This is a genomic window from Natronococcus sp. A-GB7, from assembly GCF_029688865.1.
Lineage (GTDB): Archaea > Halobacteriota > Halobacteria > Halobacteriales > Natrialbaceae > Natronococcus.
Genome location: NZ_JARUKV010000008.1, coordinates 67595 through 87605 on the forward strand (window position 1 = coordinate 67595; position 20011 = coordinate 87605).

21 protein-coding genes and 1 pseudogene are annotated in these 20011 nt (G+C 62.4%); 11 read left to right on the forward strand and 11 right to left on the reverse strand.

The features are described from left to right. Positions 1 to 289 precede the first annotated feature (289 nt). Entirely contained in the window at positions 290 to 790 is a 501-nt protein-coding gene (locus QA609_RS09035) for a hypothetical protein (protein ID WP_278302269.1), read from the reverse strand. A gap of 538 nt (positions 791 to 1328) precedes the next feature. Here QA609_RS09035 and QA609_RS09040 point away from each other — a divergent pair. The 6 genes and pseudogenes from QA609_RS09040 (at position 1329) to QA609_RS09065 (ending at position 6411) form a co-directional block, all read left to right on the forward strand. Then, complete coding sequence (locus QA609_RS09040; protein ID WP_278302270.1) at positions 1329 to 1991, forward strand: helix-turn-helix domain-containing protein; 663 nt, start codon at positions 1329 to 1331, stop codon at positions 1989 to 1991. A 611-nt stretch (positions 1992 to 2602) separates the two neighbouring features. Then, a pseudogene (locus tag QA609_RS09045) lies at positions 2603 to 3295 on the forward strand (ATP-binding protein); the annotation flags it as partial. Positions 3296 to 3455: 160 nt separating this feature from the next. Next, positions 3456 to 3968 (forward strand): molybdopterin-guanine dinucleotide biosynthesis protein B, encoded by a 513-nt coding sequence (gene mobB, locus QA609_RS09050; protein ID WP_278302271.1) that lies wholly within the window; start codon positions 3456 to 3458, stop codon positions 3966 to 3968. Between the two features lie 168 nt (positions 3969 to 4136). Then, entirely contained in the window at positions 4137 to 4805 is a 669-nt protein-coding gene (locus tag QA609_RS09055) for a helix-turn-helix domain-containing protein (protein WP_278302272.1), read from the forward strand. Between the two features lie 134 nt (positions 4806 to 4939). Continuing rightward, positions 4940 to 5707 carry an enoyl-CoA hydratase/isomerase family protein gene (locus QA609_RS09060; protein WP_278302273.1) on the forward strand — a complete coding sequence of 256 codons (768 nt, stop codon included), beginning with the start codon at positions 4940 to 4942 and terminating at the stop codon, positions 5705 to 5707. A 95-nt stretch (positions 5708 to 5802) separates the two neighbouring features. Continuing rightward, positions 5803 to 6411, forward strand: coding sequence for a PRC-barrel domain containing protein (locus QA609_RS09065; RefSeq protein ID WP_278302274.1), 609 nt, complete (start codon positions 5803 to 5805; stop codon positions 6409 to 6411). Positions 6412 to 6620: 209 nt separating this feature from the next. Here QA609_RS09065 and QA609_RS09070 read toward each other — a convergent pair whose 3' ends face one another. From QA609_RS09070 to pyrB, 4 genes are all read right to left on the reverse strand, one after another. Continuing rightward, positions 6621 to 7103, reverse strand: a complete 483-nt coding sequence (locus QA609_RS09070) for a universal stress protein (protein WP_278302275.1) — start codon at positions 7101 to 7103, stop codon at positions 6621 to 6623. A 67-nt stretch (positions 7104 to 7170) separates the two neighbouring features. Next, positions 7171 to 8007, reverse strand: coding sequence for a hypothetical protein (locus QA609_RS09075; protein WP_278302276.1), 837 nt, complete (start codon positions 8005 to 8007; stop codon positions 7171 to 7173). Positions 8008 to 8234: 227 nt separating this feature from the next. Further along, entirely contained in the window at positions 8235 to 8714 is a 480-nt protein-coding gene (gene pyrI, locus QA609_RS09080) for an aspartate carbamoyltransferase regulatory subunit (protein ID WP_278302277.1), read from the reverse strand. Beyond that, positions 8707 to 9645, reverse strand: a complete 939-nt coding sequence (pyrB, locus tag QA609_RS09085; protein WP_278302278.1) for an aspartate carbamoyltransferase — start codon at positions 9643 to 9645, stop codon at positions 8707 to 8709. The genes pyrI and pyrB overlap by 8 nt, the downstream gene beginning before the upstream one ends. A gap of 90 nt (positions 9646 to 9735) precedes the next feature. Between pyrB and QA609_RS09090 the strand changes: the two genes are divergently transcribed. From QA609_RS09090 to QA609_RS09105, 4 genes are all read left to right on the forward strand, one after another. After that, a complete protein-coding gene (locus tag QA609_RS09090; RefSeq protein ID WP_278302279.1) occupies positions 9736 to 10356 on the forward strand; it encodes a transcriptional regulator in 621 nt (206 codons plus the stop codon). Positions 10357 to 10566: 210 nt separating this feature from the next. Beyond that, entirely contained in the window at positions 10567 to 11667 is a 1101-nt protein-coding gene (locus QA609_RS09095) for an extracellular solute-binding protein (protein WP_278302280.1), read from the forward strand. A gap of 18 nt (positions 11668 to 11685) precedes the next feature. After that, positions 11686 to 14562 carry an ATP-binding cassette domain-containing protein gene (locus tag QA609_RS09100; protein ID WP_278302281.1) on the forward strand — a complete coding sequence of 959 codons (2877 nt, stop codon included), beginning with the start codon at positions 11686 to 11688 and terminating at the stop codon, positions 14560 to 14562. Positions 14563 to 14802: 240 nt separating this feature from the next. Beyond that, positions 14803 to 15072 carry a hypothetical protein gene (locus QA609_RS09105; RefSeq protein WP_278302282.1) on the forward strand — a complete coding sequence of 90 codons (270 nt, stop codon included), beginning with the start codon at positions 14803 to 14805 and terminating at the stop codon, positions 15070 to 15072. Positions 15073 to 15222: 150 nt separating this feature from the next. On the opposite strand, the gene QA609_RS09110 is transcribed toward QA609_RS09105, so the two are convergent. From QA609_RS09110 to QA609_RS09135, 6 genes are all read right to left on the reverse strand, one after another. Next, positions 15223 to 15435 carry a helix-turn-helix transcriptional regulator gene (locus QA609_RS09110; RefSeq protein WP_278302284.1) on the reverse strand — a complete coding sequence of 71 codons (213 nt, stop codon included), beginning with the start codon at positions 15433 to 15435 and terminating at the stop codon, positions 15223 to 15225. A gap of 2 nt (positions 15436 to 15437) precedes the next feature. Then, positions 15438 to 15842, reverse strand: a complete 405-nt coding sequence (locus QA609_RS09115; RefSeq protein ID WP_278302285.1) for a DUF2178 domain-containing protein — start codon at positions 15840 to 15842, stop codon at positions 15438 to 15440. A 346-nt stretch (positions 15843 to 16188) separates the two neighbouring features. After that, positions 16189 to 16854 (reverse strand): DUF3267 domain-containing protein, encoded by a 666-nt coding sequence (locus tag QA609_RS09120; RefSeq protein WP_278302286.1) that lies wholly within the window; start codon positions 16852 to 16854, stop codon positions 16189 to 16191. Positions 16855 to 16920: 66 nt separating this feature from the next. Next, complete coding sequence (locus QA609_RS09125; RefSeq protein ID WP_278302287.1) at positions 16921 to 17148, reverse strand: hypothetical protein; 228 nt, start codon at positions 17146 to 17148, stop codon at positions 16921 to 16923. Between the two features lie 78 nt (positions 17149 to 17226). Beyond that, positions 17227 to 17400 (reverse strand): hypothetical protein, encoded by a 174-nt coding sequence (locus QA609_RS09130; protein ID WP_278302288.1) that lies wholly within the window; start codon positions 17398 to 17400, stop codon positions 17227 to 17229. A 272-nt stretch (positions 17401 to 17672) separates the two neighbouring features. Then, positions 17673 to 18632: a CPBP family intramembrane glutamic endopeptidase gene (locus QA609_RS09135; RefSeq protein WP_278302289.1), complete on the reverse strand. Its 960-nt coding sequence runs from the start codon at positions 18630 to 18632 to the stop codon at positions 17673 to 17675. Between the two features lie 436 nt (positions 18633 to 19068). Here QA609_RS09135 and QA609_RS09140 point away from each other — a divergent pair, with 436 nt between their 5' ends. Continuing rightward, complete coding sequence (locus QA609_RS09140; RefSeq protein ID WP_278302290.1) at positions 19069 to 19905, forward strand: alpha/beta hydrolase; 837 nt, start codon at positions 19069 to 19071, stop codon at positions 19903 to 19905. Positions 19906 to 20011: the final 106 nt, after the last annotated feature.

The window sequence follows — 20011 nt, forward strand, 5'->3', positions numbered from 1 at the left end:
CAGACGGCGAGGCGATAGGCTCCGCGCCGATGTTATCTCAGCTTGATTTGAGTCACTCAGTGAGCGGCACCCGACGACGTCTGGCATCTACACCGTAGTTCTCGCGCGCAGCCTTCATTCTGTTGGTTGTTACCATCCACCTCTCCCGTCAAAGATGACCTCTCGTTATTTGATTACAGCTAAAAGTTCACATAAAGTCGATGGGGGACGTGGGGTCGAGCACTCGAGGCAGCAGGGTTAGAAACGTATAGATGATTTTAGAAGCCAGTTTTCCTTAGTTGTTGGAAGACTAATCTGTACTCCTATTTACGAAGTATCCAACAGCCCCGACAACGATCGCAAGTAATAGTCCGATGAATCCCCAGACAACCATACCAAGGATACTGCCCACGGCTTGTCCCGTTCCTGCAGCCGTATCAGGATCTGCCCCTCCTGCTAGTCCCATGTAGAATAACAACGGTGCGAGAATGAGCCAGATTGCAGTAATATACAATCCGCTTCCAATCGCACTACGTGGGGACTCCTTTCGTGAGTACAAATAATAACTCACCCCTACAATAGTTACGAGAAACCAGAAGGCAAATCCACCAATCTCGGCAAATGCGAGTGCAACCAACATTCCAACGATTAGTCCCATTCCGACGGAAACTACCGCTAATATCGTGTCGATTCCGTCCTCATCGTTCTTGATACTTGAGTCTGGCTCACCCCTAGGAGGTAATTCAGATTCTTCATCAAGCGATTCTGTTTCATCTGGAATGGTAGTCGATTCCGATTGGCTTCTATCCAAGAGTTCAGTCCCGCACTCTCGGCAGAATTTTGCGCTAACATCTGCTTCAGCACCGCATTCACTGCAGTAAACCAATTGCTATCACCACGAAAGACTTTCTATCTAATTCAAATATATGTAATGGCCATTATCTGAGCTCATGAATCACCTCTTCTATTACAATCGAAACACTTCTCAATGATATCGTGGGCCCCGAATTCGTTGATCCGTTCACAGAGCGCGCTATCGTTGTCAAGACCTATTCCTGTGGTCTTGGGCAACTCGGAGCGAACTCCTGCTGGGATCCGCGGACCGCGCTGCGCCACCGCGCAGAGCGCCTATCGCGCCCGGCGCGCTTTTACGACGAACAACTTCGTGCGGAGCAAACCGGCCAGCGCGATTTGAGGGACTACTACCGGGTGCTCCACTGGACCAGAAAGGCCCAGCGTAGCGAGCGTTTCTGGGCGTAGTTCACAACCGTGTCCGACCCGCTACCCTCGAGAACTATCCCTCGAGCGCTCCGCAAGATCGATATCGGTTCCGGCGGAGTAACGGACGAATGAGTATCATCGCGGAGTTTACCGTCCCGTCCTCGGAGTTCGTTTTCGGCGACGTCTTCACCGAGGCGCCAGACACCACCATCGAACTCGAGCGCATCGTCCCGGCGACGGGGTCGATGATGCCGTACTTCTGGGTTCGGTGTGACGACCCGGAGGAGGTCGAACGGGCGATCCGAGCGCATCCGGCGGTTCACGATCTGATGCGTCTGGATTCGGTCAACGACTACGCCCTCTACCGGGCGACCTGGGACGGCGACGTCCACGACCTGCTGTACGGAATCGGCGAGGCCGACGGGGTGATCCTCGAGGCCTACAGCACCGACAGCTGGTTCTTTCGGCTGCGGTTTCCGAACCACGACGCGCTCGCGGAGTTTTACAACTTCTGTACGGACCACGAGATCTCGGTTCACCTCGAGCGGGTCTACTCGCTGTCCGAACACGTCAACTCGGGGCGACAGCTGGGGCTGACGCCGGAACAGCGAACGGCGCTCGTACTGGCGCTCAACCGGGGCTACTTCGATACGCCGAGCGAGGCCTCCCTGTCGGAGCTCGGCGCCGAACTCGGAATTACCCAGCAGGCGATGTCCAAACGGATTCGGGGCGGGACCAAGCAGGTCCTCACGACGGTGTTGCTCGATTCGGTCGAGCGAGCGCCGAGATAGCCGCCCGGATATAATTCCGTTGTTCGGACTACCCCACATACTATTTCGATTTGTGCCGGACGCCTTCGTACGGAATGAGTGGCACCCACCCCGCCGATGTCGGCGTCGAACCGTCCGTCTCCCGCTCTCGCCGACGGATACTCCGACTCCTTCGCTCGAGTGACGAACCGCTGTCCGTGGCCGACCTCGCGACGCGTCTCGCCGCGAAGGAGTCGTCGCGCGAACTCGAGAACGGAACGTGCGAGCGAGTGCGAGTCGCCCTCGTTCACGTTCACCTCCCGAAGCTGGCGGATTCCGGGCGCGTGGAGTGGGATCGCGAACGTCGGATAGTCCGGGCGGCGGATCCTCGAGAGTGTGACGACGACGGGGACGACACGGATCGAAACCACGGTCGGTCCCGCGACGGGCAGCAGTTCGAGGCGTGGCTGTGCTGTCCGAACTGTGGCCGCCGCGACGTGACTCGCGTTCGCGTCGGAGCCGGCCTCGAACTCGAGTGTCACGACTGCGGACGTAATGAGACGCTCCCGCTCGAGTGGCGACCCGAAAGGCGGTCCGGCGGTTCCGAACCGAGCCGGCCCGGTTCCGGTGACCGAAACGATCGTGAACGGGCGCTCGAGGCCTCGAACGAGCGCTTAGAGCAGTTCGCCTACGCCGCCAGTCACGACCTCCAGGAGCCCCTGCGGATGGTCTCGAGCTACCTCCGGCTGATCGAGGGGCGCTACGGGGACGAACTCGACGCCGACGGAGAGGAGTTCCTGGCGTACGCGGTCGACGGCGCCGACCGGATGCGAGCGATGATCGACGGGCTGCTCGCGTACTCGAGGGTCGAGACGCAGGGAACCCCGTTCGAACCGGTCGCGCTCGAAGCGGTGCTCGAGGACGTGTGCAAGGACCTGGAGGTTCGGATCGAGGAGACGGACGCGGACGTGACGATCGAACCGCTGCCCCGCGTCGAGGGCGACGAGACGCAGCTGCGACAGCTCTTTCAGAACCTCCTCTCGAACGCCCTCGAGTACGGCGGCGACGAACGCCCGGTCGTTCGAGTCGAGGCCGAACGCAAGGGTTCGGAGTGGCACGTCTCGGTTCGTGACGAGGGAATCGGGATCGAACCGCAGAACCAGAAGCGGATCTTCGACGTCTTTGAGCGGCTTCACGGCTACCACGAACGGCGGGGGACGGGGATCGGACTCGCGATCTGCGAGCGGATCGTCGAGCGCCACGGCGGCGAGATTCGAGTCGACTCCGAGCCCGGCGAGGGATCGGCGTTCGTGCTGACGCTGCCGACACTGGGGAACCGTCCGTGACCGGGTTCTCGGCCGAGTCGTGATCGCGTGAGATCGAACCGACCGCCCTCGAGTCGACCGCGCGGCGGGACCGAACCCGAACGGCTATTGTCGAACGGGGTCCACGTCCGCGCGTGAACACCGTGAGTGCTCTCGAACGACCCGCGCCGACGAGACCGCTATGAGAGTCGTCTCTCTCGCGGGGCCGAGCGACTCGGGCAAGACGACGCTCGTCGAGGAGCTCGTCCCACGACTGGCCGAGGAGGGGCGAGTCGCGACCGTCAAGTCGATCCACCACGATATCGAGATCGACACTCCGGGCGCCGACACCCACCGTCACCGAACCGCGGGCGCCGAAACGGTCGTCGGCGTCACGCCCGAGCTCACCTTCGACATCACCGCCTGCGGGAAGCGCGATCCGCCCGACGAGCCCGACGACGAGTTCTTCCGGACGGACGACCCCGAGCTCCGGGCGCTCTCGAGTCCCCTCGCCCGCCTCGAGCGCCGCGGTTACGACGTCGTCGTCGTCGAGGGGTTCTCCGAGGCGCCGCTGCCGACAATCCTCGTCGGCGATCGCGATCCCGAGACGGTCAGCGGTGAGATCGTCGGCAGGGGAAGCGAGGATCCCGCCGATCTCGTCGAAACGATACTGGAACTCGAGCCGTTCCCGACGTCGATGGCGGACGAGAACTGATCGCACGGCCCGTTTCGGCCGTTTCTCGGGCTGACACCCGGATATCCTCCGCTACAAATAATATAATTTTAATTGAGTGTAAAGAATGATTGATTTTCAGGTCAGTGGGTTCTGATCAGTTTGGAAGTGCGGTTATTGTGTTTCCTCCTGTATTCGTGAGTGAGAACAATGACATCCATTGCAGACCTCGAGATTCCGGGCGACGGAACCGGACTGGCCGAGCTGTTCGACGCCGTCCCATCGCTCACCTGCGAGATGGAGCAGGTCATCGCCTCGAGCGGCCACGGACTGTGGCTGTCCGGGCCGTCGAAGGAGGAGATCGAAGCCGCGATGGCGGACGCCGCCGCGATCGAGGACTACTCGCTGATCAGCAGCGACGACGACCGCTGGCTGTACGACATCGAGTTCGACCCCGAGACGGTCGACCCCCTCGAGCTCGTCCTCGAGGAGGGTGGCACCGTCCTCAGCGCGTCGGCCTCGGGCGGCTCCTGGCTCCTGAGCGTGCGCGTCCTCGAGCGCGAGGACGTCAGCTCGCTGTACGATCGTCTCGTCGACAACGACGTGACGCCGACGATCGTGCGCCTGTTCGACGTCGCCGACGAGAGTCACTCCCAGTGCGGTCTCACGCAGCGCCAGTACGAGACGCTGGTCGCAGCGATCGACCACGGCTACTTCGAGATCCCCCGCGAGGTCTCGATGCAGGAGCTCTCCGAGGAGCTCGACATCTCCCACCAGGCGCTCTCCGAGCGCCTGCGCCGGGCCTACCGGGCGCTGGTCACCTCCGAACTCAACGTCGCCGAGGAGGAGGCGACCGCCCCGCCGGTCCCGTCCGACTGACGACAGCTCCGTCCCCAGCCCGCTCTCGAGTTCTACTCCTCGCGTTTTGCCGTAACGGCCGCGCAACTGACCACGCTGCCTACTGAACCGACCACACCGCGTACTGTTATTAGCCGTCCGCGACGTGTTGGCGTATGCACGTCGATACCGACGACGGCGTTCTCGAGATCAGGTTCGATCGACCGGGCGTTCTCAACGCGATGAGCCAGGCGGTCGCGACGGAGCTGGCCGAGACGATCGAGCGGGCCGACCCCGACGACCACCACGCGATCGTCGTCTCAGGAGAAGGCGACGCGTTCAGCGCCGGCGGCGACATCGAGGCGATGGCCGAACCGCCCAGCCCGCCCCGCGAGTCCTACGAGGAGGTCACCGAGACGTTCGGCCGGGTGGTCGAGGCGATGCTCGAGTCGCCGGTTCCGATCGTCGCGAAGGTAAACGGTGACGCCATCGGGGCGGGGCTGGCCGTCGTCGCCCTCTCCGATATCGCCTACGCTAGCGCGGACGCCACCTTCTCCTGTGCGTTCGTCAGGGTCGGGCTCATCCCCGACACCGGTGGGACGTTCATGCTTCCCCACATCGTCGGCCTGCGGGCCGCAAAGAAGCTCGCGTTTACCGGGGAGTTCTTCGACGCCGATCGGGCGGCCGACCTCGAGCTGGTCAACGAGGCCGTTCCCGCGGACGAACTCGACGATCGGGTCCGAGAGACGGTCGAGCGACTCGGACGCCGACCGACGGACGTGATCGGGATGACCAAGCAGGCCCTCCACGAGAACATGGCCCGCCACTGGCGGGAGGCCGCCGACTACGAGAACACGCTGCAGGTCCAGGCGCGCGGCTCTGACTCTCACGAGGAGGGGGTCGCGGCCTTCCTCGAGGGGCGTGAACCGGAGTTCAATGAGTAGTTGACGGACGTCCGATATCGCCCGCGAGAACACTCGAGTCGCAAGCCACCGCAAGCAACACCATTGTACGGTTCTCCGTCGTGTTTCAAATCGCAATGTCCCCAGAGTTTACCGACGACGACATCGGAAAGACAGTGATCAACGCCGACGGCGAGGAGGTCGGTCTCGTCGCCGACGTCGAACACGGCACCGCACACGTGGAGCCGGACCCCGGAATCACGGACACGATCAAGGCCAAACTCGGCTGGGGGGACTCCGACGGGGACGCCTACCCCCTACAGGAGCCAGCGGTCGCCGAGGTAACCGACGACGAGATTCACCTCGAGCGCGACCTCGACTCCGGCTCCGGAGCGGACACCGGCGCGGCCGGTGCCGGGACGACGGCGGGTGCCGAATCGGCGACCGGCGCCACCGACACGGCGGATCGAGGCGACGACGACCTCATCGGTGACGACGATGACGAGTTCGTCGACGACGACGACGACCTGATCGGCGACGATGACGATGACCTCATTGGCGACGATGATGACGACGACCTCATCGGCGACGATGACGATGACGACCTGATCGGTGACGACGACGATGACGACCTGATCGGCGACGACGATGATGACCTCGTCGGCGACGATGACGATGACCTGATCGGTGACGACGATGACGACGACCTGATCGGCGATGACGACGATCGTCACGACACGCGATAACGTCGCAGCCACGATCCTCGTCCGAGCGAAGCACGCCTTCCCGATCTATCGCCGTTCGGATAACCGACCAGCACCACAGGGGACGTTTCGAACTCGAGAACCGCGTTCCGAGGACGGAGGGCCGTCTCGTACGGCCTGCTGTAATGATTTCCCGAAGCGACTGCAGGACCGCTCGCGGTCGCTCCGGAAATGACTGACAGTAATCCGTGTCACGCCTCGAGACGGTGTCGAACCGTCAACACCGGAACGTCCGAGAGCCGAACGACTTTCTCAGTGACACTCCCGACCAGATACCGGTCCAGCCCGGTTCGACCGTGCGTCCCCATTACGATCAGGTCGACGTCGTGGTTCTCCGCGTAGGAGAGAATGCCGTCGTGGGGCCGGCCGTGGACGACCGTGCCGACGGCCCGCTCGTGGCCCCGCTCGCGGAGTCGTTCGACGAGGTTCTCGACGGTCGCCGATCCCGTTCGCTCGGCCTGCTCGAGCGCGGGTCCGGTTTCGACGTCCGTGGCGACCCTCGTCGTGTCGACGACGGTGAGGACGTGGAGTTCCGCGTCGTACTGCTCGGCGAGGTCGAGCGCGGTCTCGAGCGCCCGCTCCGGGGGGTCGCCAACGTCGGTCGGGAACAGCACGCGCTCGTACACGAACTCGGGTTCGACCCCGAGGACCAAAAGTTGTGTGTCAGCTGTCACCACTGTGCAACGGTGGAACCGAACGTCGGTTACCGACGCCGGGCGGCGACTTCGCGCCCGATCCCGCTCAGGCGCCGTCGGGATCCCCGTGGGTGACGCCGTCGCGCTCGTCCGCGCTGCGGCGGCGCAACGCGGCCCGGGCGTTCGACGCCTGGTAGCCAAAGAAGACGTTCGTCCCGTAGGCTTCCGCGACCTCCGTCGCGTGGATCAGGTTGTCGACGTCGACGTCGACGGCGTACAGCTCGATACTGAAGGGCGTCTCGAGCGCGCTCTCGAAGCCCTTCGCGATCGTCTCGAGCCAGTAGGTCGTCTCGTAGGCCGTGTCGTACAGCGGGACGACGAACTCGTCGACGTACTCCTCGAGGGCCTCGAGATCGATCCCGGCCCGCTCGTAGAGATGGCCGGGGTAGGGGTCCGGATACAGCGTCATGTAGACCCGACCGGGGATGTGTTCGACCGCCTCCGCGACGAACTCGGTGATGACGCTGGCGCGCCACTCGAGGCGGTCGTCGTACTCGCTCTCCTGGAAGTTCTGCTCGCAGACGCCACAGCGACAGTACTCCTCGCGGGGGAAGCCGATATCGTCGAGACGGACGTCCGCGTTCGCCTCGGCGCAGTCGTCGATGATTTCGAACAGTCCATCGCGGTAGTCCTCGCGAGAGGGACAGACGTACGCCCAGTCGAAGTACTTCCGATCCCGCGTGGCGGGCCGACCCAGATCGTCGACCGGGACCAGCGACGGATCGGCGTCGGCCGCGGCGTTGTCGCCGAAACAGGAGACCATGTTCACCGCGTCTTCGATCGGTTCGGCGGATCTGCCGGTGACGTCTTTGACCTCGTAGAAGCCGCGGTCGAACTCCGGCCACCGTACCTCGTCCTCGTTTCGGGTGACGACGCCGTACATACGAACGGTGTACGGCTACGGGGCCGTAAGCCGTTCGGATCGACTACTGCTCCGGTTCGTACTCGTACTCGACGTCCGAGGAGCCACCGAGGGTAACCTTCCAGACGAGCGCGATGACGAACGTAGCGATCAGGATGGTGCGTACGCGGGACATGTCCGCTCGAGACGTCGCGTGGCTCGTACTTATCAATTATGGGCTCTTTCGGAAGTCCGTATCAGTCGGCCGATCAGGTCTCGATCAGCGACGCGATCCCCTCACGGACGATCGTCCCGCAGTACGAACACCGAACCCCGTCGTCGACGACCTCGAACCGCGAGTCGACGGGCTCTTCGCCGGTCGAGATGCAGCCGTCGTTGGGACAGGAGAGGACGCCCACGACGACATCGGGGCGCTCGACGCGGTGTTTCTCGATGACGTCGTACTCCCGGACGATGTTGATCGTCGCGTCGGGCGCGATCAGCGAGAGCACGTCGACCTCGTCCTGGCTCAGCTCCCGACCCTCGACCTTGACGATGTCCTTGCGCGCGAGCCGATCGGAGGGAACGTTCATCCCGACCGAGATCTCCTCGCCCTGGCTGCCGTCGATGCCGAGGATCGCAAGGACGTTCAGCGCCTGCCCGCCGTTGATGTGGTCGATGACGGTGCCGTTCCGAATCTTGCTAACCCGCAGCTCGTGCTCGCTGCGGTCGTCGCCCCCGTTACTCATCGCTTCCACCTCCGTCCTCGCTCAACAGGAGATCGAGCAGCGCCATCCGAACCGGCACCCCGTTGTGGGCCTGCTCGAAGTACGCGGCGTACTCGGTGTCGTCGACCTCGGGCGCGATCTCGTCGACCCGCGGCAGCGGGTGCATCACCGTCAGCTCGTCGCTCGCAGCCTCGAGCGTCTCCGCGTCGATCTGGTACTCCCCCGCGACCTCCCGATACTCCGACTCGTCGGGGAACCGCTCGCGCTGGATCCGGGTCACGTAGAGGACGTCCAGATCGCCAAGCACCGCCTCGAGGCTCTCGTGTTCGCGAATCCCCGTCCGGCCGCCCTGTTGCTGGTGGAGGTCGTAGACGACCTCCCGGGGGAGCTGCAGGCTCTCCGGACTGATGAAGTGCTGGCGGGTGTCGAAGTTCGACAGCGCGTAAGCCAGCGAGTGGACGGTTCGGCCGTACTTCAGATCGCCCATGATCCCGATCGTGATATCGTCGAGCCCGGCGTTCTCCCGGATCGTGTACAGATCGAGCAGGGTCTGTGTCGGGTGCTGTCCGGCCCCGTCGCCGGCGTTCAGTAGCGGCACGTCGACGAACTCGCTGGCCATCGTCGCGGCGCCCTCCTTGGGGTGGCGCAGGACGAGCGCGTCGGTGTACCCCTCGATCACTCGGACGGTGTCGGCGAGCGTCTCGCCCTTCGTGACGCTCGAGGACTCGACCGATCCCATGTCGACGACGTCTCCGCCGAGGCGTTTCATCGCCGTCTCGAAGCTCATCTTCGTTCGCGTGCTCGGTTCGAAAAAGAGCAGCCCGAGCAACGCCCCGGCGTGGCGATCCGCGACGGCTGACGGATCGGCGGCGATCTCGGCCGCCCGGTCGAGGACGGTCTCGACGTCCGCTCGCGAGAGGTGTTTGCTCGTGATCACGTGGTCGTGGCGCATCTCGTTGGATAGGGGGCCTGCGAACCCCTTGAATCTCCCTGTTCGCGGGGAGAAAAGCTATACCGTCGCTGTCACAACCTCGCCGACCGCATGGCCGATCGGCTCCCGACCGGGATCGACGCGCTGGATCGCAAGCTCGAGGGCGGCCTGCCGACGGGGGCGCTCGTCGCCTACACGGCCGAACCGGCCAGCCAGTCCGAACGCCTGCTGTACGAGCTGACGGCCGCACGCGAGACGCAGTACCTCTCTACCGAGCGGTCGGTCCGGGCCGTCCGGTCGGCACTCGAGGCCGCCCCCGCGGCGGTCGGCGAACCGGCGGTCGAACGGCTCCCGGCGGACGGGCTCGAGGACGCGACCCGGACCGTTGCCGACCTGTCCGAACAGACGCTCCTGATCGTCGACACGGCCGATCGACTCGAGCGATCCGATCCGGACGACTACGTCGCCTTTTTGAACGAGCTGAAGGGGGCGCTGCTCGAGACCGACAGCGTCGCCGTCCTCCACTGTCTGCGCGGCGCGGAACCCCGTAACCGGGCCCGAACCCTCCACGCCGCCGACGCCGTCTTCGAGCTCCACACCGACCGCGTCGGGGGTCGCCTCGAGACCGTCCTCACGGTGCCGACGTTCAGGTACGGCGGCCAGCCTACCGAGTCGATCACCCTCGAGCTGACAGAGGGGGTCGCGATCGACACCAGTCGAGATATCGCCTGACCGCCCGCTAACGCGCCCGCTCCTCACTTTCGAGGCAGGGCCGTCGCCGCGGCCGGTCGGAGTTCGCGCTCCTCCTCGGGGTGGCGCAGTCGGGTCGAGACGAGCGCGGGATCCGTCCGTTCGGAGAACGGTCACGCGTGTACGGTTGTTCAACGAACCAACGTACCCGGAAACGTGGGTTTATTACCCCTCTCATACAGGCACGGTAACATGGATCGAAGGGTGGTCACTCGACGCGCCACACTCGCGACGATCGGGGGAACCGCGATCGGACTGACGGCCGGCTGTCTCGGCGGAACCGACGACGAGGACGTTCTCGGGGATCCGGAGTACGTGGAGGGGCGTTCGGACCCCGGTGGTGTCTCGATGGAGGAACTACCCGACCTGAGCGGGGAGCTCACGGTGTACTCCGGGCGGAGCGAGCCCCGAATCGGGGAACTGATGGAGTACATCGAGTCGGAGTACGACGAGTTCTCGCTCGAGGTGCGTTACGACGACACCGCCGACCTCGTCGGCGCGATCGAGGCCGAGGACGAGACGCCGGCGGACGTCTTCTACGGGAGCGAAAGCCAGTCGATGACCGACCTCAAGGACGACGGACACACGGTCGAACTCTCGGGGGACGTTCTCGACCGCGTCGACGAGGGGTCCCGAGATTCGGACGGCCACTGGGTCGGGTTCACGAGGCGGTACCGTGCGGTCGCGTACAATACCGAGGCCTACGACGCCGACGACCTGCCCGAAGACATCTTCGCCTACGCCGAGGACGACCGCTTCGCCGGCGACATCATGTGGCCTCCGGACCAGGGCTCGACGCAGGCGTTCCTGACTGCGATGATCGCCATTCACGGCGAGGACGAGGCCCGGGAGTGGGTCGAGACGCTGACGAACGGCCAGGACGCCGAGATCTCTCCGGGCGGAGACAGCGGGCTGGCGCAGGCGGTCACCGACGGCGAGGTCAGCGTCGGACTCACCAACCACTACACGCTCGCCGACGGCCCCGGTGATACCTACGACATCACGTTCACGAGCGACGACGCCGGTGCGATGTACAACGTTACCGGCGGGACGGTCATGGCCGACAGCGACGACCGGTCGACGGCGGAGGCGTTCGTCGAACACCTCGTCTCGGCGGAGGCCCAGGAGTACTTCGCGACGACGACCTGGGAGTATCCGACGATCGACGGCGTCGACCCCATCGAGGAGGTGCCGGGGACCGACGAGTTCGAGCCTCCGGAGTTCGACCTCAACGAGCTGGCCGACCCCGAACCGGCCCAGGAGATCCTGCGGGACGTGGGCGTGCCGTTCTGAGCGGCTCCGTCCACACCAATGTCCTCGCTTCCACCCTTCGAGGCCGTCGACGACTATCCGGACGAGAAGCGCCAGCGCCGCGAGGACGACGCGGACGACGACGGCGACGAGCGGATGCCGGTCGGCCTCACGCTTCTGGCCGGTGCGGTCGCCGCGACGGTCGTAATTCCGGTGGTCTGGATCGGCGTCGTCGCGCTCAGCGTCGACTTCGATCGGGCCGCCTCCATCGTCCTTCGGCGGGGAATGCTCGACGTGTTGCTCAACACGGTCGTCCTGATCGTCGCGGTGACGACGCTGTCGGTTCTGATCGCGGTGCCGCTTGCCTTCCTCACCGTCCTCACCGACCTCCCGTTCAAACGGTTCTGGATCGTCGCGCTCTCCCTGCCGCTCGTCGTCCCCAGCTTCGTCTCCGCGTTCTCCTTCGTCTCCGTCTGGGGGCCCCAGGGCCGATTACAGTCGGTACTCGCACCCCTCGGCGTCGACTCCCTCCCCGAGATCTACGGCATGCCGGGGACCGTGTTCGTCCTCACGCTGTACAACTACCCGTTCGTCTACCTCACGACGATCGCGGGCCTTCGGGCGCTGGACAAGACCTACGTCGACGCCGCCCGGAGCCTCGAGACCGGGATTCGGGGCGTGTTCCTCCGTATCGTCCTCCCGATGGTGAAACCGGCCGTCGCGGCCGGGGCGTTGCTCACCGCCCTCGAGACCGCCGGTGACTTCGGCGTCCCCGCGATCCTCCGGCTCAGCGTGTTCACCCGGCAGATCTACCTCGAGTACAACGCCCTCGCCCACGACTACGCCGCGATGCTCTCCCTGCACCTGGTCGCGATCACGCTCGTGATCCTCCTCGTCGAGTCCCAGGTCCGCAGCCACGAGCGGATCCACGGCAGCGCCCGGGGGAACTCGGGACCGTACACGATTCGGCTCGGTCGCTGGCGCTGGCCCGCGCTTATCGTCCCCGCCGCGATCGTCGCGCTCGCGATCCTCGTACCGATCGGCTTTCTCTTCTCCTGGCTGCTCACGGGGCCGGACGCCTACGCCGGCAGCTTCGGGTTCGAGCCGGGGTACGCGATCAACTCCGTCTACGTCTCCGCGCTGGCCGCGGTCGTCGCCGCCTGCCTCGCGCTCCCGGTAGCCTATCTCGCCGCGCGACACCGTTCGCCACTTTCGGGGACCCTCGAGCGGGCGACCTACATCGGCTTCGCCGTTCCCGGGGTCGTCATCGGCCTCAGCCTCGTCTACTTCGCCACCCGCTACCTCCCTGCGGCCTACCAGACGGTGCCGCTCGTGGTCTTCGCCTACGTCGTGCTCTACCTGCCACTGGCCGTCGGCTCGACTCGAGCGGCGATCCTCTACGTCAACCCGCAGTTCGTCGAGGCGGCTCGCTCGCTTGGCAACACGCCGTTCCAGGCGTTTCGCCGGATCACGCTCCCGCTCGTGTTTCCGGGGGTGGTCGCCGGCGCGGCGCTCGTCTTCTTACACGGGATGAAGGAGCTGCCGGCGACGCTGTTGCTCCGGCCGATCGGATTCGACACGCTCGCCACATTCATCTGGGCCGCCGAGCGAAACGCCTACTACGGCTACGCCGCCGTGCCGGCGCTGGTGCTCGTCTTCATCTCCGGGCTCTCGATCCTCGCGGTGGTCTCCCGGGAGTACCCCGAGGCGCTGGCGGCCCTCCGGAAGTGGCGCCGGAACCGCAGCGACGCCACGGACGTCGGAGAGGAGCCGTCTCCCGGTCCCGACGGGACGGGAGACCGAGCCGTGATGGACGGCGGGACGACCGTGGACGCCTCGAGAATCGGCTCGAGCGCAGGCAGTGCGGACGACGAGGCCGACTCCGGGGAGCGAGAGGTCGTCCTCGAACTCGAGGACGTTCGGAAGCGCTACGAGGGTCGACCAGCGGTCGACGGGATCTCGCTGTCGGTGCGCCGCGGCGAGATCCTCACCCTCCTCGGGCCGTCGGGCTGCGGGAAGACGACGACGCTGCGGCTGATCGACGGGCTCGACCGTCCCGATGGCGGGACGATCCGGATCGACGGGGAGACGCTCGCGGACGGGGAGACCTACCGTCCCGCCGAGGAGCGCGACGTCGGCATCGTCTTCCAGGAGTTCGCGCTCTTTCCCCACAAGACGGTCGCCGAGAACGTCGCCTTCGGGCTCGATGACGACGACGACGAGGAGCGAGCCGACGTGGTCGCGGAGCTGCTCGAGCTGGTCGGCCTCTCGGCGTACCGCGACAGCTACCCCGACGAGCTCTCGGGCGGACAGAAACAGCGGGTCGCGCTGGCTCGGTCGCTCGCGCCCCGTCCCGAGGTACTGCTGCTCGACGAGCCGCTCTCGAACCTCGACGCCGGGCTCCGGGCCCGAATGCGAAACAGCGTCCAGCGGATCTTAGAGGAGGTCGACGTCACCGCCGTCTGGGTCACGCACAATCAGGAGGAGGCGCTCTCGGTTGGCGATCGCACGGCGGTGATGAACGCCGGGCGAATCGAACAGCTCGCGTCGCCGCGGGCGCTGTACATGGAGCCCGACTCGCGGATGGTCGCCGACTTCCTCGGCCGGGGCGACTACCTCCCCGGCCGTCTCGAGGGGGGAGCCGTCGAGACGCCCCTCGGAGCGTTCGACGCCGACCGCGTCTCCCTGCCCGAGACCGAACGGGCGGTCGAGGTCCTCGTCCGCCCCGACGACGTCGCGATAACGCCGTCGGCGACCGGCGACGGACGGATCGTCGGCCGCCAGTTCAACGGGGAGACGGTCCGCTACCGGATCGAACTCGAGGGCGGCGAGCGCGTCTCGAGTCGCCAGTCTCACGACGACTGGTACGACGTGGGGACGTCGGTCGACGTCTCGGTGACGGCGACCCACGCGCTGCCGGCGTTTCCCAGGGCGTAGCCACAGTATCGGACGACCCGATCGGAGAACCGGCGACCGTGTCAGTAGTCGGTAATACGGTTTCGTTATTCAGTCCGGTCTGTGTATCTGAACCGCGCGAATCGTTACGTAAATACCGTCTCTTTCATCAACTAATAGAGTTTTTGAGGAAGTCATGCTGAATACAGCGCGCGAATGCAGCACTATGTCATCGAGAGAAGTGACATTAGCTTTTTGACACCAACCATAGTGGTTGCAAATATGGCACCACTAGAAGAATCGAATAATGCAGATGTGCAGTTCAGGAAGCGACTTGCGAGGGTGTGCGTCTCAATCGTTATACTGACTGGCGTGACTGTTATTCTTGGATACGGTGGTTGGATTGTGTTGACGTTCACCGCCAAAATCAGTGGCTATGATCCGAAGACAGCCGATGGGGAGTTACTACGTGATCGGTTACTGGAATGGCCCGACCGCAACAGAGAAGTCATGCGCTCAAACGGCAGAACGAGCCTCCCGTTAAAACCGTAGCGCATTTGCGACGGTCGTCTTCTGTCTCTCGCACACCGTTTGTAACATTTGATGAATAGATTGAGTGAGTCGTGCAAGATACAAGGCGCATGTCTTGCACGACGACGAGTCAAAGCGCAATGGCTCGACAGTCGCTACTGGGTGCGGTATTCAGCACTCTTTGGTGTCGGTGAGGTCGGGATCGAACAGGTCTTCGATTGTACAATCGAAGTGATCTGCGAGTTTGAACGCGAGTTCCAACGAGGGATCGTACCGGTCACGTTCGATGGCGTTGATCGTTTGACGAGAGACGCCAACAGCCTCTGCGAGGTTTGCCTGGCTCTCGTCGCGTGCTTGCCGTTTCTCGCGGATCTTCGAGTCCATCGCTATCGGTAGTACCCGAGGAGAAGCCCGTAGGTGATGTACACGACTGCGGTCGTGATCGAGAGAGTCATCGTCACTGGCCCCCACTCGAAGTGCGGGGTCGTCGATAGCGCCACCAGCGATGGGAACACGATGGCTGCAAGCCACCCGAACACGGCGAGCGTGACGCCGCTCGCACGCTGATGGATCGTGTCGTCTCGCTCGTCGAACAAGGTGTAGTTCGTTGTATAGGGGATCATCATGCCCCCAGCCATTCCGAGAACGTAGAGCCCAACGGCAACTAGCGGGAACTCGAGCGCGGTTCCTACACCAAGGGCAATTCCTGCAAACACGAAACAGGCTACCATCAGTCGTTTGTACGCTTCCGGCGGTCGGGATTGTATGTTGGTGGATGCTAGTTCTGACATGACTAGTGTCAACCTCGCTTTCCGTAAAGTCTGCTTTACAGTAAAGCGTACTTTATACACTTACATAAAACTCCGGGTTCAGTTCGTGCGAACCATCCATTGACTACGCCCTCTCGATTCAGCACGGGGGTTTCTGACAGAATCTGAGTAGAACGTTCAGCCCCTGCTGATTATGCAGATGTAGTGAACGGATGGTTCACGGCTCCCGGTGCGAAACAAACAGAGTCGTCGTGCTGCACTAATGCTTTATATTCAGCACGACCTTCTTTCTCGAGATCTGGTAGTTTCGTTAGTCGCTGCTGGATATGGCGCGCGTATCTTCCACGGGAGGCTTACAGAAAGCCAGCTACTCGGGTCGATCCATCGGTTCGAACACGTACATGTTATCCGCATTAATATCATAGAAGACTGTTCCGCGGGGCATACGGTAGAACCGCCAGAGCGCGTAGGCATCTCCCATCGCTCCGCCCGTATTCAACACGAGAACAAAAAACGCGGTCGTGGCGATCACCGGCTGGGGGACCGCAAGCAACGGCAGACAAATAAGCGTAATAATCGCTAACGGTGCGATGCCGACCCGAAGGTTATGCTCCCGAGAGTGGAACTGATGAAACACCGCCGCGTATACCGCCCCGAACCTCCAGTACACGCCATAACTCACCTCGTAGCCGTACCGCTGGTAGACAACGCCGTGGAGCAGTTCGTGGACGACGGCAACGGTCAGAAACGCGAACAATAAGGGAATCGCCGTTCCCGTAAGATTGAACAGAATCGTGATTTCCTCCTCTGCGCCGACTTCGAACACGACGGGGAGAATCTCCGGACCCTGCAACTGCACTAACAGCCAGCCGTAGACGACGGTGGAGACAACTGTGACTGCCATCGCAGCTACTGTCACGAGCAGTTTGGGGTACTCAAATTGATAGGGTTCGCTGTACCCCTCTGGCGTCGGTGGTGGAGAAACCCCTCGGGCCTTCGCTTCAGCCGCTTCAATGGGGTCTTTGTCGGTCAACGTGTCTCACTTGTGAACCAGTTACTCATTACTCTTTGTGGATCAACGACAAATGCAACGTAGGAACTACTCTGCGTGGGTCGCTTCTGCAAGTCGCGTTCCCCGGCGATAGGCGTAGAACCCCACCCCGAGAAACACCGCTAACTGGAGCAACTCGCCAGCAATGATTGCGAATGCGACGGCTGGGTCTTGTTCGGCGAAGATTCCCAGTGAGGTCGCGTTCACGGCATAGTGTCCAACGCCTGCACCCATGAGTGCGAGTCCAGCGTAGTGATACGCGTTCAGGTTCTCCATAGGCCGCGTTAGGTGATTTCCTCAATAACTTTTCCGACATACAGCATCCCATATTTCATCTCAAGGAACTCGCAGGGCTTACTGTTCGCTTTGATTGTCGAGGTAGTTATTTACCATCATCGGTGCGATTACACCGATCAGCATGGAGATCCCCAGCACGATCTCAAATTGAAGCGCCGTGAAAGATAGCAGAGCGAAATAAAGGCCTATTGCTACGACTACGAAGCCAGCAATTACCTTGTTCTCTCGCATAGTACATCATCGTAACCCCGTCATATAGTATTCTCGACCAATATGCACATCAGATAGCACGGCTGGTTCAGTAGATCAGAGCCGGAATGAACGAGATCACCGTGCTGCATAGAACCTCTGAGTCGGTCACCCTATTCCTGACAGATGATGAGTAGTTCGTCCAACTCCTGCTGAACCCACAGCGCGACTGTGCCACGAGAGTCTTGCTAACAGATGGACGAATAGACTGCGAACGATTCCAGTGCGAGCGACCGCAGAGTGTCGGTTCCGTGCTACTGCTCTGTACCGTAATCTGTGATGGTGGCAAGGGAGTTTGCGACCGTGAGTTCTCCATGACGGAAATAAAACCAGCCAACCACGAGGGGATACCCGGCAAGAACCGTCAGAATCATCGGAAGACCGGCTAACGGATACCAGAGTTCGGAGGCGGTTAGTTCAGGGCGGATCACGGTCGGCAGTGCTATCTGTCCGGGTTCGGCAATCCCTAGGAACACGTTGTTCACGGCGAAATTAAATGTGAAGTGAAGGCCAATCGGGAACGCTAACTCCCCTGAGAAGAGGTAGGAAAGGCCGAGCACGCCGCCCAGTAACGTCCATACGGCAAGTAACCCCAACAGAGACACACCTTCTGGAACCCTGCTGAGGGGCACGTGAATCACTCCAAACGTGATCGTGCTCACCGCCCACGCACCGATGAACACCTGTTGTGGTGACGCAAGTCGTGCGGCGAGTCCTTCAATCCCGTTCAGGATGAATACGCCGCGAAATAATCCTTCCTCCCATATCCCGACTGTGAACCAACCAACGCCAAATAACAGGAGCCAGGCGAGTACAGAAGGCGCATCGCCAGCGGACCAGACTGCAGTGATTTCAATCAACCCGGCCGCGTACCCAATCCCGAATGTGGTGCCGACGAGTACAATCCCGAGCAAGGCTCCACCGGCAAAATCAATAGCCCAGTCACGTGATAGATGAAATCCATACGCGCTGACCGGGCGACGGTCGAGGTATTTGGCAGACACATAGAGGACGAGAGCGAATCCGATTAATAATAGAACGTCTGTTAGGATCTGAAGTCCAAACTCTCCCAAAGGGGTCACTTGCAACGCTATTAGCGGGAAGAGCATACCGCCAAGAAGAATCGTAAACAGAATTGGGAAGAGAACGCGCCATGTAGCCCGTGGTCGTGGATCATCGCCGTTGCCTCGCGTTATTCTGGTCAGAAATCTCATATATAGCTTCGGGATGAGCAGGCTGATAGTAGTTGAGGGGCTCACATGTTATTGGCGGTAATCATAGTGACTGTTTGTTGTGATGGAAGGCCACCTTCTCGATCGGAAGGCAGGTGGGACGGGGCTCGCGTCAGGATAGAGCATAGAGATGTAGCCTGACGGCCTCGTTGAAACCCTCAGACGGTGATAGGTTTCAGAGGCTGTGCTGAATACAGGGCGCAAATCGGTCACGCCTGATTCGTCACCCGTTGCGTCTCTTTCGACGTCTGCAGATCTCGCAGTGGTTGCTGTCATGCAACTGGGACGAATACGGAACCACCGGGGAACTCAGGCATGCCTGAAGCAACACCACCAGATGAAGCGACTGAAATGGAAACTGTCACGCCGGCAGATAGAACTAAAATTGCAATCGAATTTGGATAGAGAGAATAGCCCAATGAGTACAGAAACCCCGACGAACGAGGAGCGTATTCACCGAGTCACGTCCGACGACGGCACCGAGATCGCCGGCCACGTGTACGGAGCGGGGCCGGCGTTGGTGTTCGTGCCCAGTCCGCTGGGCGTCGAGGCAAACTGGGAGCCCATCGTGCCGTTCTTGAGCGATCAGTTCACCTGTTATACGATGAGCCTTCGAGGTCGCGGGCCGAGCGGGGACCACCCCAATCAATCGACCGAACGGCACGTACAGGACGTCGTCGCGTTCGCCGAGAGCATCGGTGAACCCGTGAGCCTCGTGGGAGTGTCTGGCAGCGGTATACTGGTACTCGGTGCGGCACAGCACACCACAGCGGTCAACTCCGTCATCGTCCACGAGCCGTTCACGTACGGGGCACTCGACGAGGAGGAGACCGCAGAGTTTGACGAACTGTTCGAACGGATGGCCACGGTTGCTGCAGAAGGTAACCTGTCCGATGCGGCCCGGACGTTCCTCGAGGGCGTCGCGACCGACGAGGAAATGGCCGCCATGGAGGAATCAGACGAGTTCGAGAAACTGGCACCGACCGTCCCGCTGCTCTTCAAAGGTGTCGAGCAGACCGAAAACCGCCCAACCGACCCGTCGAGCCTTGCCACGATCACCGTGCCAGTCCTTCTCTTAAAAGGGGACCGGTCGAGGCCCTTACTACATGCCGGTGTGACCTACGTGGCCGAGCATGTCGCTGAGGCCCACGTACGCGAGATCGCCGATGTCGGGCATGAGGCCGCCACGGTCGCGCCGGAGCCCCTGGCCGACCAGATAGACGAGTTTCTCGCCGACGAGCAGGTATCGATCTGACCGGCGATCACTCACACCATCTCTGGCAGTCCTTCGATGGGCATCAAAACCGAGCAGACAGCTCGATAGAGATAGTCATCTCCCCGTGCTGAATATATGCTCTATA

Bases quoted from the DNA above. Each gene is read 5' to 3' on its own strand.
- QA609_RS09140 (WP_278302290.1), top strand. From the start codon at position 19,069: ATGAGTACAGAAACCCCGACGAACGAGGAGCGTATTCACCGAGTCACG.
- QA609_RS09090 (WP_278302279.1), top strand. From the start codon at position 9,736: ATGGCCGATCGGCTCCCGACCGGGATCGACGCGCTGGATCGCAAGCTC.
- QA609_RS09135 (WP_278302289.1), bottom strand. From the start codon at position 18,632: ATGAGATTTCTGACCAGAATAACGCGAGGCAACGGCGATGATCCACGA.
- QA609_RS09125 (WP_278302287.1), bottom strand. From the start codon at position 17,148: ATGGAGAACCTGAACGCGTATCACTACGCTGGACTCGCACTCATGGGT.
- QA609_RS09115 (WP_278302285.1), bottom strand. From the start codon at position 15,842: ATGTCAGAACTAGCATCCACCAACATACAATCCCGACCGCCGGAAGCG.
- QA609_RS09055 (WP_278302272.1), top strand. From the start codon at position 4,137: ATGACATCCATTGCAGACCTCGAGATTCCGGGCGACGGAACCGGACTG.
- QA609_RS09065 (WP_278302274.1), top strand. From the start codon at position 5,803: ATGTCCCCAGAGTTTACCGACGACGACATCGGAAAGACAGTGATCAAC.
- QA609_RS09040 (WP_278302270.1), top strand. From the start codon at position 1,329: ATGAGTATCATCGCGGAGTTTACCGTCCCGTCCTCGGAGTTCGTTTTC.
- mobB (WP_278302271.1), top strand. From the start codon at position 3,456: ATGAGAGTCGTCTCTCTCGCGGGGCCGAGCGACTCGGGCAAGACGACG.
- pyrB (WP_278302278.1), bottom strand. From the start codon at position 9,645: ATGCGCCACGACCACGTGATCACGAGCAAACACCTCTCGCGAGCGGAC.
- QA609_RS09105 (WP_278302282.1), top strand. From the start codon at position 14,803: ATGGCACCACTAGAAGAATCGAATAATGCAGATGTGCAGTTCAGGAAG.
- QA609_RS09095 (WP_278302280.1), top strand. From the start codon at position 10,567: ATGGATCGAAGGGTGGTCACTCGACGCGCCACACTCGCGACGATCGGG.
- QA609_RS09100 (WP_278302281.1), top strand. From the start codon at position 11,686: ATGTCCTCGCTTCCACCCTTCGAGGCCGTCGACGACTATCCGGACGAG.
- QA609_RS09110 (WP_278302284.1), bottom strand. From the start codon at position 15,435: ATGGACTCGAAGATCCGCGAGAAACGGCAAGCACGCGACGAGAGCCAG.
- QA609_RS09130 (WP_278302288.1), bottom strand. From the start codon at position 17,400: ATGCGAGAGAACAAGGTAATTGCTGGCTTCGTAGTCGTAGCAATAGGC.
- pyrI (WP_278302277.1), bottom strand. From the start codon at position 8,714: ATGAGTAACGGGGGCGACGACCGCAGCGAGCACGAGCTGCGGGTTAGC.
- QA609_RS09060 (WP_278302273.1), top strand. From the start codon at position 4,940: ATGCACGTCGATACCGACGACGGCGTTCTCGAGATCAGGTTCGATCGA.
- QA609_RS09075 (WP_278302276.1), bottom strand. From the start codon at position 8,007: ATGTACGGCGTCGTCACCCGAAACGAGGACGAGGTACGGTGGCCGGAG.